Annotated in this window: 16 protein-coding genes and 1 pseudogene; 6 read left to right on the top strand and 11 right to left on the bottom strand. The window is 35.4% G+C overall.

Features of this window, described 5'->3' with window-relative positions; genetic code table 11:
- Positions 1 to 131 precede the first annotated feature (131 nt).
- The 3 genes from LQV47_RS22615 to LQV47_RS18690 form a co-directional block, all read right to left on the bottom strand.
- Positions 132 to 395 carry a hypothetical protein gene (locus tag LQV47_RS22615; protein ID WP_354961231.1) on the bottom strand — a complete coding sequence of 88 codons (264 nt, stop codon included), beginning with the start codon at positions 393 to 395 and terminating at the stop codon, positions 132 to 134.
- 1,144 nt (positions 396 to 1,539) lie between these two features.
- The gene (locus LQV47_RS18695; RefSeq protein ID WP_230040253.1) at positions 1,540 to 1,986 is read right to left on the bottom strand and encodes a hypothetical protein; all 447 of its coding nucleotides are present in this window, start codon (positions 1,984 to 1,986) and stop codon (positions 1,540 to 1,542) included.
- A 45-nt stretch (positions 1,987 to 2,031) separates the two neighbouring features.
- Entirely contained in the window at positions 2,032 to 2,772 is a 741-nt protein-coding gene (locus LQV47_RS18690) for an ATP-binding protein (protein ID WP_230040251.1), read from the bottom strand.
- Between the two features lie 1,186 nt (positions 2,773 to 3,958).
- Here LQV47_RS18690 and LQV47_RS18685 point away from each other — a divergent pair.
- Positions 3,959 to 4,294, top strand: a complete 336-nt coding sequence (locus LQV47_RS18685; RefSeq protein WP_230040334.1) for an SMR family transporter — start codon at positions 3,959 to 3,961, stop codon at positions 4,292 to 4,294.
- A 44-nt stretch (positions 4,295 to 4,338) separates the two neighbouring features.
- Here LQV47_RS18685 and LQV47_RS18680 read toward each other — a convergent pair whose 3' ends face one another.
- The gene (locus tag LQV47_RS18680) at positions 4,339 to 4,683 is read right to left on the bottom strand and encodes a DUF6268 family outer membrane beta-barrel protein (protein WP_230040249.1); all 345 of its coding nucleotides are present in this window, start codon (positions 4,681 to 4,683) and stop codon (positions 4,339 to 4,341) included.
- On the opposite strand from LQV47_RS18680, the gene LQV47_RS18675 reads away from it, so the two are divergent.
- Positions 4,678 to 4,863, top strand: coding sequence for a LytTR family transcriptional regulator DNA-binding domain-containing protein (locus tag LQV47_RS18675; RefSeq protein ID WP_354961244.1), 186 nt, complete (start codon positions 4,678 to 4,680; stop codon positions 4,861 to 4,863). The genes LQV47_RS18680 and LQV47_RS18675 overlap by 6 nt on opposite strands.
- Before the next feature lie 3 nt (positions 4,864 to 4,866).
- Here LQV47_RS18675 and LQV47_RS18670 read toward each other — a convergent pair whose 3' ends face one another.
- Positions 4,867 to 5,604, bottom strand: a complete 738-nt coding sequence (locus LQV47_RS18670) for a DNA-formamidopyrimidine glycosylase family protein (RefSeq protein ID WP_230040247.1) — start codon at positions 5,602 to 5,604, stop codon at positions 4,867 to 4,869.
- A gap of 119 nt (positions 5,605 to 5,723) precedes the next feature.
- Positions 5,724 to 6,350 carry a class I SAM-dependent methyltransferase gene (locus tag LQV47_RS18665; RefSeq protein WP_230040245.1) on the bottom strand — a complete coding sequence of 209 codons (627 nt, stop codon included), beginning with the start codon at positions 6,348 to 6,350 and terminating at the stop codon, positions 5,724 to 5,726.
- A gap of 191 nt (positions 6,351 to 6,541) precedes the next feature.
- Between LQV47_RS18665 and LQV47_RS18660 the strand changes: the two genes are divergently transcribed.
- Together LQV47_RS18660 and LQV47_RS18655 are read left to right on the top strand one after the other, a co-directional pair.
- Positions 6,542 to 7,897, top strand: coding sequence for a deoxyguanosinetriphosphate triphosphohydrolase (locus LQV47_RS18660; protein WP_230040330.1), 1,356 nt, complete (start codon positions 6,542 to 6,544; stop codon positions 7,895 to 7,897).
- Positions 7,898 to 8,013: 116 nt separating this feature from the next.
- Positions 8,014 to 8,952 carry an SPFH domain-containing protein gene (locus LQV47_RS18655; protein ID WP_230040243.1) on the top strand — a complete coding sequence of 313 codons (939 nt, stop codon included), beginning with the start codon at positions 8,014 to 8,016 and terminating at the stop codon, positions 8,950 to 8,952.
- 68 nt (positions 8,953 to 9,020) lie between these two features.
- On the opposite strand, the gene LQV47_RS18650 is transcribed toward LQV47_RS18655, so the two are convergent.
- Entirely contained in the window at positions 9,021 to 9,635 is a 615-nt protein-coding gene (locus LQV47_RS18650; RefSeq protein ID WP_230040241.1) for a DUF4377 domain-containing protein, read from the bottom strand.
- A gap of 168 nt (positions 9,636 to 9,803) precedes the next feature.
- Here LQV47_RS18650 and LQV47_RS18645 point away from each other — a divergent pair, with 168 nt between their 5' ends.
- Both LQV47_RS18645 and LQV47_RS18640 read left to right on the top strand, forming a co-directional pair.
- Positions 9,804 to 11,807: a hypothetical protein gene (locus LQV47_RS18645; RefSeq protein ID WP_230040240.1), complete on the top strand. Its 2,004-nt coding sequence runs from the start codon at positions 9,804 to 9,806 to the stop codon at positions 11,805 to 11,807.
- Positions 11,808 to 11,914: 107 nt separating this feature from the next.
- Positions 11,915 to 12,376 carry a lipocalin family protein gene (locus LQV47_RS18640; RefSeq protein ID WP_230040238.1) on the top strand — a complete coding sequence of 154 codons (462 nt, stop codon included), beginning with the start codon at positions 11,915 to 11,917 and terminating at the stop codon, positions 12,374 to 12,376.
- A 66-nt stretch (positions 12,377 to 12,442) separates the two neighbouring features.
- On the opposite strand, the gene LQV47_RS18635 is transcribed toward LQV47_RS18640, so the two are convergent.
- From LQV47_RS18635 to LQV47_RS18620, 4 genes and pseudogenes are all read right to left on the bottom strand, one after another.
- A complete protein-coding gene (locus tag LQV47_RS18635; protein WP_230040236.1) occupies positions 12,443 to 12,796 on the bottom strand; it encodes a DUF962 domain-containing protein in 354 nt (117 codons plus the stop codon).
- 145 nt (positions 12,797 to 12,941) lie between these two features.
- Positions 12,942 to 14,624 carry an amino acid permease gene (locus LQV47_RS18630; protein ID WP_230040234.1) on the bottom strand — a complete coding sequence of 561 codons (1,683 nt, stop codon included), beginning with the start codon at positions 14,622 to 14,624 and terminating at the stop codon, positions 12,942 to 12,944.
- Positions 14,625 to 14,728: 104 nt separating this feature from the next.
- A pseudogene (locus LQV47_RS18625) lies at positions 14,729 to 15,187 on the bottom strand (CocE/NonD family hydrolase C-terminal non-catalytic domain-containing protein); the annotation flags it as partial.
- A gap of 163 nt (positions 15,188 to 15,350) precedes the next feature.
- Entirely contained in the window at positions 15,351 to 15,491 is a 141-nt protein-coding gene (locus tag LQV47_RS18620; RefSeq protein WP_230040230.1) for a hypothetical protein, read from the bottom strand.
- Positions 15,492 to 15,585: the final 94 nt, after the last annotated feature.

Below are 15,585 nucleotides of genomic sequence, written 5' to 3'. Positions count from 1 at the left end.
CCGGTTGCCTTCCAATGACAACTTAGCTACGCAAAGTCTCCTGACTTTGAGTAAGTTATTATTCATCATAATTGTTGTATTTCCAGCATTCAGAACTTCTATTTACATTAATCACTGGATTTTCTGCAATTTCAATTAATGATTATTCCTGTTCCATTAGAATAATTGGTTGCTGAAGAATAAATATAATGATTTGCTTTTGCTACAATTCCGGCACGAACTGGATTCAGGTGTATATAATTTAATTTATCCCACAAGAACTTTAAGCTGAAGATTTCCTCAGCATGATTTCCATATTGCCAAACCTGAAAATTTTTGTTTCTTGAATGAGTATCAATAGCTTTGGCAAATCGTTCTAAAATCCAATCTGTTCGGCTTTCCACTTCTGTTTGCATTTTTTCTAATATTTGTTTCGCTGTAAATTTTTTAAAATCTCTGATTAGATCAGAAAGTTTTCCATCTTTTGACCGTACAATAAAAGGTAAATGTTGCTCATGATGACATAGCCGTAAAGAACCATTCCCTTGTTTTTGATGCAGAATCCTAAACATTCTATAATAGTATCCCGATATGTTTTCGGGTAAAAATATCTATCCAGTCAATAATAGTACAGGTGAAAAAGTGAGGTCTTTTCTGCTCTCTGATAACATATCCTTCTTTCATATTTGGTTTTTATCAAGATAATTAACGAAGTTGTAAATTATATACTTTATAGTGGTTTTTATTTGCCTCAAAGTCAGGAGACTTTGCGGAACACAGTGACCTTTTGGGACAGCTTCTTTATTGAACATTTCAAGCCCTGTTATTTTTTCTTGCGGGGGTAAGCAGCTAGAATTGCAATCCCCACCAAAACGAAGGTGATCATCGAAATGGTTTCCATTGAAATTTCGCTTTTGTTTTCTGATGTATTTTGCTGGGAACACGAAAAAAGAAAAGATACTGTGATCCACAGATATCTCAATGGTTTTTTTTCATTCATAAGTGCATTTGTTTGATTTTTAATATTTTAAAATCAATAATTATACCGGGTTTGTGCTGTTTGAAAATTGATTTATTTTATTTGTATAATGGCTTTTTTTATATTTATATTTAAAATAATAACAGTAATAATTTCATTAAAATATTCCTTATTAAGTTGAATTTTAATGCTGCTTTTTTCAACTAAGGATTTTACCGTAATCCGGCTGAGATATCATTAATGTTGTTCTTCTATGATAAAAAATAAAGCACCTCTCAGTTTTAAGAGGTGCCCTTAATGTATTATAGTTTGTTATTTAGTTACCTTCTTCTATAGCTGTATGCAACTAATATGGCAACACCCATAGTAAGGCAGGTTATAATTGAAATAGTTTCAATGGAGATTTCACTTTTCATCTGTGTGTTTTCCTTTTCACATGAAAAAAAGAATAATACTGTCATCAGCAGACAGCCCGAGAGTAATTTTTTAATCATAAATGCATTTGTTTGGTTATTAATGTTTTATGAATCAAAAAGTATACCGAATTTGTAGACTAAAGGATGGGTGTTTTTTAATAAGGTTTAAACCTGGTGTTCATTTAAAATTCTGGAAGCTTTATCAATAACTTCCTGATGCTGAAAATAGCTGACAATAGTGATTAAAATAAAAAATAAGATAGGCACTACAAGTTCTATGATCAAGTGATGAACAAAATTATATAAGAGTAAAAAAAGAATTCCTGCATATATTACATTAAACAGGGTGGGGTAAAATGCTTCTGTTTTAAAGGTTAAAATTTTCGTGTTTTCATTATAAATAAAATATTCTTTGCCAGGAGATAATACAAGCAGAGATCTTTGTGAAAAATCCAGTTTTATAAGATTATCTTTTCCTGTGATGGTATTGCCGTCAATATGGATATCATTCACGCTCCGTTCTGTGAATGAGCTGCATAAGGCATTGATTACATCTTCTAATGTTTTGTCTGCTGTGATTTTTCTTTTAAATGTATAGGTAAATGGAAACATATAACCTTATTTTTCACTCTCAACTCTCAACTCTCAACTAATAACTCATAACTCATAACTCTCAACTCCTGACTGAAGAGCTTCCTTAGCTTCCAGCTTTTCGATTAATGCAGATTTTACAGCAGTGAGGGCATGGTCTTTCGCTTCAGCAAAAGAAATTCCGTATTTTCGTTCGATATGATTCAGGTCTTCAGGGAATGAAGCCAGCAACTGATCATAGAAAGTACCCAGGAATTCTGCGGAAGGCATTTCATAATTGATCTTCAGCTGAAAACGCCGCAATATGGCAGTATCTATTATTTCAGGATGGTTCGTGGCACAAAGCAGCAGTGCATTTTCAGGATAATAGTCAATCAACTGGATCAGGGTGTTTACAAGCCTTCTCATCTCACCTACATCCTTGTCATCGCTGCCTCTTGCTTTTCCGATCTGATCCAGTTCATCAAGAAAAAGGACAGACCTTTCCCTTGCGGCTTTATCAAATATCATTTTAATATTTTGGGAAGTTTCCCCGATACGCGAGGAAACGATATTACTCAGGTTGAGGATAATAATATTTTTACCTAAAGCATTGGCTATTGCTTTTGCCGTCATTGTTTTTCCACATCCTGAACTCCCCTGAAGAAGGATCTTATTATTCACGGGAAGGCCGTACTCCTGTAGCTCTTTCACATAGGTGTTTTCCTTGATAAGCTGTATCAGTAAGCCTTTATTGGTTTTATTGAGGAATACATCATTGAGATTTACTTGTTCTTTGTCCTGAATAATAAGATTGTACAGATTCATGGTGGCAATTCAAATAGTTAATTCTTAAGGAATACAAAGATAAAACTTTATTGAATGAAGTTTCATCCTGAAAAAGAATAAATAGGTAGGTCAGCAGTAGAGACATATTGCGGATAAAAATAATCAGGCTCTATAAGATGTATGGATATCGTAAAGTTTAGGTACCCTCTAAAAACAAAGAAAAGCCAAACGTATGTTCAGCTTTTCTTTTGGATATTAAAATGTGTTATGAAACTAAGATCTTTTTGTTATGTTTTTGGGCCCTTTTACCCTGTTGAGTAAAAGAGCAAGGCCTGATTTTCAGACTAAAAACATAAAACAATATAATTAGTATAGATATTCTATAGGCTTACTGTGTTTTTAAAATTAGTTTCTTTCTCTTCTTACTGTCATGAAATATGATGTGAACACTACTAAACATGTTGCGATACCGATATAAGTTACCATTTTGTATTATTTTTAATTATTTGACTTTTTTTTATCAATCTTTCAATTGCAATATTACAGTTTTCAAATCACGTGCCAAAGTAAAATATTATGATGTATATCAGTGTATTGCGAGGGTTTTTGTTCACTTATTTGTTAATTTTTGTTTACAAAAAATTAATACATTATTGAGAATTTATTAATGCATTTATTGTCCTGTCCGTAAAATTATGTGAAAATGTTAAGCGTTTAAAGCTTTCTATATTGGACTTGATAAAACAAGAAATAAATAATGCAATGCATAATACCGTCCGTTTGACCTGTTTTTGAATGTGAAATTTGAGCGTAAAACAGATCTCTATGTTAAGAAAAATTATTTTTACCGTTAGTTTTTATGCAGTGATTTTTTGTCAGTTGTCCGATTATATGACACCTTAACGCTTGTTTTTATGTCAATATGTAGAGAAATAATAGGATGTCATAAATCTTTATTGCTGGAATTATCGTAAAATGAGGCATACTTATATCTAAGGTAAAATGCTTTGTTATAATTGTTTATCAAAAGGCGTTGAAGCTTGAGTTGGGTTTTTAATGTCTGCCAGCGAGATGATCTTAGCAGAAACAAGTGTTTACACCCTTTAATAGAAGGAAAATATTTGATTGAGGGATCTGCTGATCTTTATATAGTACGTCGTTTACTTTCAAAACGGAATTGAAAGAATACATATCTGTTTTTATTACATTTGTATAAAGAATAATGATGGGACGAAGTTATATTTTTCTGGCTTTAGCAATTATATTTGAGATCATAGCCACTACTTTTCTGAAAAAATCGGAAGAATTTTCTAAATTATGGCCTTCCGTTGTAACGGTAATAGGATATGCTTCTGCTTTTTACTGTCTGAGCCTTACCCTTCGTGAGATTCCTGTAGGCATTACCTATGCCATCTGGTCTGGAGTAGGAATTGTGTTTATAACCATGATTGGAATTATTGTCTTTAAACAGGTGCCGGATCTTCCTGCCATTATTGGGATTGTACTTATTGTGCTTGGAGTAATTATCATCAATGTATTTTCAAAAATGGGAACCCATTGAGTCTTATTTCCCGGAGTTTTTCAGGCTTCTCCGGAAACCGGAGATCATTTTACTCTGGGTTTTCCAAAAGGATTATAAGATATTCCGACATTGAAATAGAATGAAGGTTTGTAGTGGGCTTCAAAAATATAGTCTTTGAAAGATTCCTCTTTATCAAAAGCTCTCGCTTGCGGAACGGCCCTCATTCCGGTTTTTAATGTTCCTGTTAAATTATTGCCAAGGCTGTGTTCATAAATAACCCCGGAATTGATCTCCAGCTGACGGAACTCATAGGTCCTGCTGTTCTTATACATATAAAAGGAAGTATTATCCATTTCCGTTCCCAGAGAAAGTCTTCCGTTGGCAAGGATGTTTTTCCGGACTAATACTTTTTTGGGAAAACCATCCATCAGAAGATCTCCGGAGAAACTTTTATACGGGTCAGCAAATCATATGTTGTCAATATAAACTATATTGACTCCTTTGATAATCATACTCTATACATTGATGTATCGGAAATTCCGATAGGGGAAGTATACAGGGAAGAGTTTTTCACAAAATATGCCGGTGGATTTTTAAATTCGGATTAATGGTTATCCATACAGTTTTTGGTCTTTTTCGCAATAGAAACTTCGTCTTTTGCCTAAGCCGGTCTGTTTCTTGACCAGTTTTAATCCGCATATTGGGCATATTGTTTTTGTATGAACCTGCCAGTGTTTTTTCAGCGTAAATTCTCTTTTCCATTCCAGGAAATCGAAGCTGTAATTTCTGGCCTCTGCAATAAGTTCTTTTAGCTTTTTATCAGGAAGGTTTCCAAGTAAACTTTCGGGCTGAACGCCGATTCTGAAAAGCACTTCGTTTTTAATAATATTACCCACTCCCGAAAATATATTCTGATCCATCAGGGCATCGCAAACCATCATTTCAGGGTTTGACTTCAGTTTCTTTTTTGCTTTTGCAGGATTCCAGCAGTCACTGAGTACATCGGCTTCCCAGTCTATTGAAGAAAGGTATTCCTTCTCAACAGGTTTTACAGAACAGGTATAAAAGTATATACCACCAGTTGAAAACAATAAAGCTAAACGTAAGCTTTTGTCAGGCTTTGTCTGCTCATCAATACTGTAAGAGCCAAACATTAACAGGTGAATACGGATAGCCGCTTTTTCAAAAACCAGATACGTCTGCTTTCCAAAAGTACGGATTTCCAGAAGGGGCTGACCCACAAATGGTTCTTTGTCAAATTTGGCATTACCTGAAGCTTCTGTTACCTTTTGGCCGACAAACTGCTGCAGGTTTTCTTTCATTAGAATTATAGATGGTCCTTCAGGCATAGCTTTCTTTTTTATGAAAAGTCCAAATACTATTCCAAGTGAATCATTGTTTTATCCAATACTGAAAAGGTCAGAATATTCAAAAAATATGCTGACCTGTGCTTATTCTTTATCTGTAATTATTGCTTCCTTCCTGCAAACCGTATTACAGAACCGGTTCCGTTGTGAAATAAACCTTCTTTAAGTTCTATTTCTGTTTCTATCAGCTCCACAATATCATAACCAGGAAAATCAGCTTTGATCTCATCAATGGAGAATAACGATTCAATATCTTTCGGACCTCCTACACTGGCATTTCTTGCAATATAATCAAGATGATTCTTACTGAAAGCTTCAAAAATAATAAAACCGCCTTTGCGAAGATACACATCAAGCATTCTATGGATTGATGATTTTATTTCAGCAGGAAAATGAGCATAGATAAGAGCAATAGCATCGAACTGTTGCTCCTGATATCCTAAGGTTGATAATTCGCCTACCTGATAATCAATAGCTACCTGGTTTTGTTCTGCGAGCTGCAGTGCTTTCTTCTGCCCTTCAGTACTGATGTCAAATGCTGATGCTTTCCATCCCTGAAGAGCAGCATAAACGGAATTTCGTCCCTCACCATCGGCAGGGAAGAGGATAGAACCGGGCTTTAATTGTTTTAATTGTGCTTGCAGATAAAGATTGGGATCTGTTCCGTATACGAACTCTTCATTGTTGTATCTTTCATCCCATTTCTCAAGCCATGCATTGTCTTTCATTGGTAATTTTTTTTAAATCAATAATAGGTAAAGTCAAGTTTTTAAAGTCTTCTCAAATGTAAAGCCTTTTCTGCTGGTTTTTTCTACCGAAAAAACAGTGGTTATAATAGATTTTTTGAATGAGATTGCTGTTTAATAAAAATCTAAATAGTATTCCATAAAACTAAAATTTGAAGTAATTTTGAAAAATGATGAATTTAAACCAGATTTTCACCAATCAACGTACAGGAAATAATCCGCATACCAAAGCTTCAAGGACTGATTTTCAAAGGGATTTCGATAGAATTATCTTTTCTTCTGCCTTCAGAAGACTTCAGAATAAAACTCAGGTTTTCCCTCTTCCCGGAAGCGTTTTTGTGCATAACAGGCTTACACACTCCTTAGAAGTGTCGTCGGTAGGAAGAAGTTTAGGAAGTATTATTGGTGAATTTATTGCTGAAGATTTTAAAAATGAACTTAGTGAAGATTCCAAGAATTTTTATCTCTATAATTTAGGAAATGTAATTGCTGCGGGATGTTTGTGCCATGATGTAGGAAACCCGGCTTTCGGTCATTCCGGTGAAGATGCTATTGCAAGTTATTTTGAAAGGAATGAGAAAGATCTGAAATCAAAATTTAATGAAAAGGAATGGGCAGATCTGGTTAATTTTGAAGGAAATGCAAATGCTATAAGAGTATTGGCCCAGCAGCAGCAGGGAAAAGATGCCGGAGGTATTCAGCTTACTTTTTCCACACTGGCAAGTATCGCCAAGTATCCATGTGAAGCGGTTGCCAGGAAAAAAGGAGTTATCCATAGAAAGAAGTTCGGATTTTTCCAGAATGAGAAAGATATATTCCTGGAAATCGCAAAAGGAACCCATCTGATTGCTGAAAGCGAGGAGCCCTATATTTTCAAAAGACACCCATTTGTATGGTTGGTAGAGGCTGCTGATGATATCTGTTATAATATTATTGATATGGAAGATGCCCACAGACTGGGGATAGTATCAACTGCCGAGTGTGAAAACCTGTTTTTTGAGCTGGTAAAATCCGAAAGTAACGATATCAATAAAGTGAAAGATAAGCTGGTTTCCATTTCTAATGAAAACGAAAAGATCTCTTACCTGAGAGCAAAAGCAATCAATGCATTGATCAATAAATCACTTGAAATCTATAAACAGAATTTTGAAACTATTCTTAAAGGCGGTTTGGATAATGGTCTGCTGGATATGTACAAATCTGAAAATAAAGCTTTACAGGATATAGAATCGTTCTCTATAGAAAAGATCTACAATCACAAAGCAGTAGTGGAAATTGAAAATGCAGGATATAATGTAATGTATGAATTGCTGGATCATTTTATTCCTTCTATCCTGAAACCTGAGGACGAAAGAAAATCATATGATAAAAAAGCATTGAAGCTGCTTCCAAGACAGTTTGTATATGAAACCGGAACAGATTATCAGAAAGTCCTTGGAATCATTGATTTTGTCTCAGGAATGACGGATAATTATGCTACGGATCTCTATAGAAAGATTAAAGGTATCGATATAGGAATGACCGTTTAGTTTGAAAATAAGTAGTATATTTATAGAAAGAGTTTAAATTGTTTAAAACCTTAGGAATAACTTCCAGTGTTTTAACAAAACATCAATTATTACTACTTATTATAAAAACTTAAACTATGGGAATTTATCTTGCACCCGTTATTTTCTTCGGGCTTATTATTTTATTTGCATCATTTTTTGTTGTAAAACAGGAAACTGCTGCTATTATAGAACGTTTTGGAAAATTCCAGGGAGTAAAACATTCAGGGCTTCACCTTAAGCTTCCTATTATTGATCAGATTGCCAAAAGACTGAATCTTAGAATTCAGCAGCTGGATGTTATGATTGACACAAAAACGCTGGACAATGTATTTATAAAAATGAAAATCTCTGTTCAGTACCAGGTCATCAGAAACCAGGTGGGAGATGCCTATTACCGTTTGGAAAATCCTGAAAATCAAATTACTTCTTTTGTCTTTGACGTGGTGCGTGCTGAAGTACCAAAGATGAAACTGGATGATGTCTTTGTAAGAAAAGATGATATTGCAGTAGCCGTAAAAGGAGAGCTTCAGGAAGCTATGAACAGTTATGGATATGATATAATCAAAGCTTTGGTAACTGATATAGATCCTGATGAGCAGGTGAAACATGCCATGAACAGGATCAATGCCGCAGAAAGAGAGAAAACAGCTGCCGAATATGAGTCAGAAGCGCAGAGAATAAGAATTGTAGCCGTAGCAAAAGCCGAAGCGGAATCTAAGAAGCTGCAGGGGCAGGGGATTGCAGATCAAAGAAGAGAAATTGCAAAAGGTCTTGAAGAATCTGTAAGAATGCTGAACAACGTAGAGATTAATTCACATGAAGCATCTGCTCTTATTGTGGTAACCCAACACTATGATACTTTACATTCTGTAGGGGCAAGCACCCGCAGTAATCTGGTGCTTCTTCCCAATTCACCTACTGCAGCAAGCAGTATGCTGAATGATCTGGTAGTTGCCATGACCACAGCAAATACCGTAGGGGAAGCCACCAAAGGTAAATACCCGGAACCTCCTCAAAAAGAATCAGGATATTAAAAAGGAACGAAGTTTTAACTTCATTCTTTCGGAAAAAAAGCTACTGAATTTCAGTAGCTTTTTTAGTGTTATTTCTTGGTTTTAGAAACCTGTTTGATCAATGTGTATTTTATAGAAGACGCATCTGCCGGTGGGTTATCTATTTTTTCAGTTTTTACCTGTAAAACATATTCATATCCCGGTTCATAAGTGAATCCTTCAATATTGGTGTAGAAGTTTGTCCAGCCTTCAGAAGCATTTTCTTTTACCTGTAAACACTTCATACGTCCTGCACCTGCCGAACAGTCTACAGTCTGTGCTCCTATAATAAGTGTTTTTTCATTGCTTGCTGCTGCTTCTTTTTTTGTTTTAGAAACCTGTTTTACCAATGTGTATTTTACAGAAGACCCGTCAGCTGGCGGATTGGCAATTTTTTCAGTTTTTACTTTTAATACATATTCATACCCCGGTTCATACGTAAATCCTTCAATATTGCTGTAGAAATTAGTCCAGCTTTCAGAAGTTTTTTCTTTTACCTGCAGACATTTCATAGGAGCCACTCCTGTACAGTCTGCTGTTTGTGGTCCTACGATGAAAGTTTTTTCATCAGCTGCGGAGGCACCTGCAGTAGTTGTACATTGTGTCATTGCAAATAATGCTAACGCGGGAACTGTCCCTTTTAGAATTGTTGCTATACTTTTCATAAAACTTGATTTTAAAACCTTACTCGCAATTACCATGCCGAATTTCCAGCCTGAATTGTCGCAGTTCTTCTATTGTTTTTTATTTTATTAATTATTTAATTTGAACTTTCTAATAAGTATACCCAAAAAACAAAACTATTAAATAGAAATACGGATAATCAAATTCAAATGGAAAATTATAAGATTCAAAAACCTGAAGTGTGGGCAGGAAATATTGGAGACCAGGAAATTATAGATAGAATCAAGGACTCGGAATTTGCCAGGAAACAAATTGAAGAAGGTAAAGATTACTGCTACTTTTTAGATAAAAAATATTATACAAGCAATAATGAAAACAGTGAATATGTCTGCATGGCTTATACCCTGAATGAGCCCGGAAATTTAGAAAGAGCCTCAGTTTCTGATGTTGTGGTAGAAGAAAATGAAGTCTATCAGATCCATAGAATCAGTGTTTTAAGAGATGGTGTCCTGGTGGACAAAATTCCAGATACCCGGATTAAAGTGCTGGATAGTGAAAACCAGAGTAGCGGAGGAGTGCTGAGCAGCAATAAAAAGATCAATATTACGATCAAAGATCTGAGGTTATATGATGTGTTGATTCTGGAAGATTCGCGGATTAAAGAATTTACAGACCGTGATTTTCTGAGAAAGGAATTTTCAAAATATGTATGGGTGAGCCCTGATAATTACTGGGCTTATGGTCATTTTAAATTTACCTTTATCAATGCCCGGGAGCAGACCATAGCCTATAAGAAAACTTTCTTCCGCAATGAAAGGGGTGAAGTGCTGGAACCCGAAATCAAATTCCTGAAGCAGGGACAATGCTTTGTGATTGAAAAGCCTAATTATATCAACCCTGTGGATTCAGGACGTGAAATTTTTCCTTATGTAGATTTTGCAACAGAAAGCAGCTGGAAAGACCTTTCCAATTATATTGCTCCCCTTTATGATGAAGTTTTTAATAAAGCTGCTTTACAAGACTTTGCCCCTAATCTTGTTGAAAAGATTGATGCTATTGCAGACCAGGGCGAGAAAATTCAGTTTGCCATAGAATATGTTCAGAATCATATCTACTATATTTTCAATGCAGATGAAATGAATGGTCACAAACCCCAGGAGCCCTCAGTAACCTATGAAAATAAGCAGGGAGACTGCAAGGCAAAATCGGTTTTACTGAAAGTTATCCTTGATTATATCGGTGTGGAAGCATCGGTGGTTTTGGTAAATTTTAATACAGATTATTATATTAAATACTATCTGCCTTCACTGTTAAGTTTCAATCATGTGGTCGTGAAGATTAATTACAAAGGAGAAGAATATTTTGTAGATGCTACTACCCGTGATGAATTTGGATTGATTGAAAACAGAGGATTTATGTTCTTTATACATTATCTGGAGACGAAGAAAGATCAGGACTTGCAAGTTAGAACACCTTATAAGTTTCCTTATTATTGCGTAGATGAAAAGGTGGATTTCAATGTAAAAGGCAATATTGGCAAGCTTAATCTGGTTACTACCTATAAAGGGAATCGGGCAAATGCCATGAGAAGATATTTTAAAAGTACTAATAAAAGGGAGATCATAGACAGCTGGAACAGTTTCCTTTTTTATGGTTTTAATTATTCCAATGACAGAAATGGTACAGATATCAGAAATGTATTCAAAGATGCGGAAATAGAAGTAGTAAGTGATGATAAAAAACTGAATGAAATGAAGATCCAGTATACTGCTACAGTAGAAAATCCTTATTATGTGGATCCGCAGAATAATCGTTTTCTGATGTATTTTGACCGCAATGTAATAAAGGCCAGCGCAAGGGACTTTATGCATAAAGACCTTCCTTTCTGGCATAGTTTCGACAGTGAAAAATATGAAATCAATTTGTATACGGATCAGAAAATTGATACCGCAGAAAAATATACGATGCAGGAAAGCACCATAAAAAATCCTTATTTCGAATATAGCAGCCGTAAGAAAGTGACTAAGAATGGAGCAAGTGTCTATATAGAATCCAATCCTTTAGTTAACATTGAAATTCCGCAAAAAGACTTTGAACAGTTCAGAACGGATCATCACACGGTTGCGGACAGTAATTTCGGACTGGGAATTGATATCATTGAACCCGGATTGATGAACAGTCTTAAATTCAGTTTTAAGAAAAGATTTAAATAAAGATATAAGGTTCGGCGGGCAGCAAAGCTGCCCGCCGAACCCATTTCCAAATCTTTTTATTTCAATTATTGTATCTTCGTTTAAAATAACACAAACCTGTTCTTTCAATGATTGATAAACTATTGCCGGTTGCTTTTCTTATGGCGGCCTCTTCATTTGTAAATGCCCAAAAATTAGCAAAAGAAAATGTAATTGGATTCTGGAAGTTAAAAGAAGCCGGATTTTATGAAAATAAAGAAAAGACCGTGAAGGACTTTGATAACTGTCGTCTCATGAGGAATTATGCCATAAGGGAAGATGGCTTTGCTGTTTACAATTATATAGAAGGGAGCATAGGAGATTGCATGCCTTCCGAGCCAAGACTTTCCTTTTGGCGAATCGTAGAAAACAGAATTCAGTTTTATGTAGATGATAACACTATTCTGGAAGAAGTAACAGTCACTTTAAATAAAGATAAAACGATGACTTTCTCAAGCTATATCCCTGAACCGATTAAAGTGAAAGGTGATTCGCAAACAGAAAAAGTGGTGAATACAATCCATTATGATATTCTTGAGAAACAATATTGACGATAAATCTTATTCCACTTATAGATTACGTTAGGCTAATCTTATTGGCTTAAAGAAAATCTAGGCTTACAGTGAGCTTTCAGGGTTTGGGGACTCCTTCGGCTGAACAGGGGTTATAAATTTCTGTTTTCCAATCAGTAATTCAAAAAATAGCCGGAAATCTGAGATCAAAGACCATAAAGGATATTTAAAAGTTGCAGGCTTATTTCTTTCGATAACCGCATGGCTAAACCATGCAAAACCATATCCGAAAATAGGAATATACCATAGAAATCTTTCTTTTCCGGAATTGATCACATATCCAATCACTGCAAAGACGAGTAGAGTTCCTATAAAGTGGAAAACCCGTGTTCCTGTTTTACTATGTTCGGTAAGATAAAACTGATAAAATTCTCTGTATGTTTTTATTCTCTCAGACATGGCACATTAGTTTGTTGGTTATGTTAAATTAATAGCAATAATGTTGCCGATTTTTAAACTAAGTTTATGAAAAGCAAAATGGTAAGCAATAAAAAAGGCGAACTTGCAGTATTGCCCGTCCGCCTTGATATATATTAATTATTCATTATTTTTTTCTTAACTCTTTTCCAAGTTTACTGTTCTTGTAGCCGTAGCAGAAATAAATGACCATCCCTACCAGGAACCACATTCCGAACCAGAACCAGTTTTCATGACTCATACCGGTAAGAAGGTAGAGGCAGGAACTTAGGCCCACTAATGGAATTAATGAAAAATTCTTTATAAAAGTCAAAATACACAAGGCTATATTGATCAGAATAAAGAAGAAAATTGAAGCTCTGAATTCCCCTTCTTTAGGATCTTTCCAGTCCATTAAAGTTTGGAAAAATTCTGGCTGCCAGTAGTAGAATACAATCAGTCCGCCAATGAAAACAACAGGGAAGATGATTTTACCATTAATATAAGGAAGATGAAACCTTCCCTTTATTTTTTCTTTAGCCGGAAGCATAAGCACTCCCGCACAAACTAATACGAAGGCGAAGATAGTACCGATACTGGTAAAGTCCAGGATAAACGTTTTATCTGTAAATAAAATAGGAATCCCTACGACAATTCCGGTAACCACAGTGGCATAAGAAGGTGTTTTATATTTAGCATGTACTTTTTGGAATCTTTGAGGCATTAATCCGTCGCGGCTCATGGCATACCATATTCTTGGCTGCCCCATCTGGAAAACCAATAATACAGTTGTAATAGCAACAATAGCAACAAAAGAAACAACAAGTTCCATCCATGCTACATTAGCATTGGTTTTTTCAAAGATAAACGATAGCGGATCACCAACACCGTCAAACTTTTTATAGTCTACCATACCTGTTAATACTAAGGTCAGGGCAATATAAATTACCGTACATAAAACAAGTGATATGATCATTCCTTTTGGTAAGGTTTTTTGCGGATCTTTGGTTTCTTCAGAAAGAACACTTAAAGCATCAAATCCGATATAGGCAAAGAATACTCCCGATACGGCGCTCATGACCCCTGCAAAACCATTAGGCATGAAGGATGGAGCTCCCGTTACAGGGCTTATTGGAGTCCAGTTATCGGTATTGATATAGGAAAAACCAACCAGAATTACCAATATAATGACACCCAGTTTTAAGATAACAAGGGAGTTATTGAAGTTCTTACTTTCTTTTACCCCTACATAACAAAGCCAGGTAATCAAACCGTTGATCACCAAGGCCGGAATGTCTACAATAAACCTCAAACTTCCAATTAATGGAGCAGTTTTCCATGCATTCAGTAATTCTTTATTTTCTGAGCCATTTGCAATGGCTTTGCTGGCTTCCGTATAGCTGCAGGTAAGATAATCGGGGATATGCATTCCCAGACGGCCCAGAAAGCTGGTGAAATAATCCGACCAGGAGAAAGCAACGTAAATATTTCCGAAGGAATACTCCATAATCAGTGCCCATCCGATAATCCAGGCAATCAATTCTCCAAAACTGGCATAGGCATACGTATAAGCAGAACCTGCTGTAGGAATTCTGCTGGCAAACTCAGCATAGCATAAAGCGGTAAACCCGCAGGCAAAACCACAAATCAAATATAGAAGGATAACACCGGGACCTCCTCTGAAAACCGCTTCTCCCAAACTACTGAAACTTCCGGCTCCAATAATGGCCGCTATCCCAAAAAATACAATGTCCCATACACCCAAGACCCTTAAAAGTCCCGTTGAAGTATCCGTATCTGAATAGATTTTTCTTCTAAAAAGTTGACTCATTCAATAACTATATTTGATTTGAAAAAAAGCAAATGTAATGATTTTTTATTTTGATGTTAACAGTTGTTAAGAACATTTAGGTAAAAATGCTCAATCAAAAGCTGTTAGTCTTTATAAACAGGTATTTCCACATAGCTGTCATTATACCATTTTATTTCCAAAGGTTCCCCGGAATCATCTATGGTTTCTTCACTTACATCCTTACCCGTTCCATAATTGATTTGCCAGCTTGGATTTTTATTGACGCCTACTAATAACACCAATTTGCTTCCCTTTTCTATTTTTTTGCTGATGAAGATCGAATTATGGATGGGAATCTGCTCATCTTTCCCGGGTTTCAGAAGCTGACGTACAGAATGGTCTTTTGCATAGCTGGCTCTTGCAATATGAGTAGACAATAAAAACGCCTTACCGTCTGGCTTTATCTGGTATAAATAAGTATCCGTATCAAAGTCTTTCTTATTGATGGAAACATTGAAAAATCCCGATAGGTTTCCACTTATGATAAAATCTTTATCTATTGTTTTACTTTCAAAATATACGGAATTTGTCATTTTGAAGCTGTCTTTTTTACTGACTGTATAATAAGAACCTTTTTTATCCCGGTCTTTAAAATCAACAGTGTGCGTTGTGAAACTTCTATTGTTGGGTTTGTCAAAAACGGATGAGCTCTTTTTACGATCCTGAAGCTAAAACTTATATGTAGTATTATGCATTTTATCAAGATCAGGAGCATGTTTCCATAGCAAGACCCCGCATCTGCTTTTCTAAAACAAGAGAGTCTGTTACAGCGGTTTGGGGGAAGTGAAATTTCTGTGTCTGCATCAGGTTTACAAAAATTAATGCTAAAAGTATCTTAATTTCCATGTAATGGTATGTTTTTAGCTGCTGTAGAAAAAGGATCAGACCAAAATGTATTTTTGATAACTGGTTACTAAAATTGTTTACATTTTATCAGACT

The sequence above is a fragment of the Chryseobacterium sp. Bi04 genome (genome assembly GCF_918698085.1).
Taxonomy (GTDB): Bacteria; Bacteroidota; Bacteroidia; order Flavobacteriales; family Weeksellaceae; genus Chryseobacterium.
The sequence above is the reverse complement of the archived record's forward strand: the minus strand, read 5'-3'. Positions and strand labels throughout refer to the sequence as shown.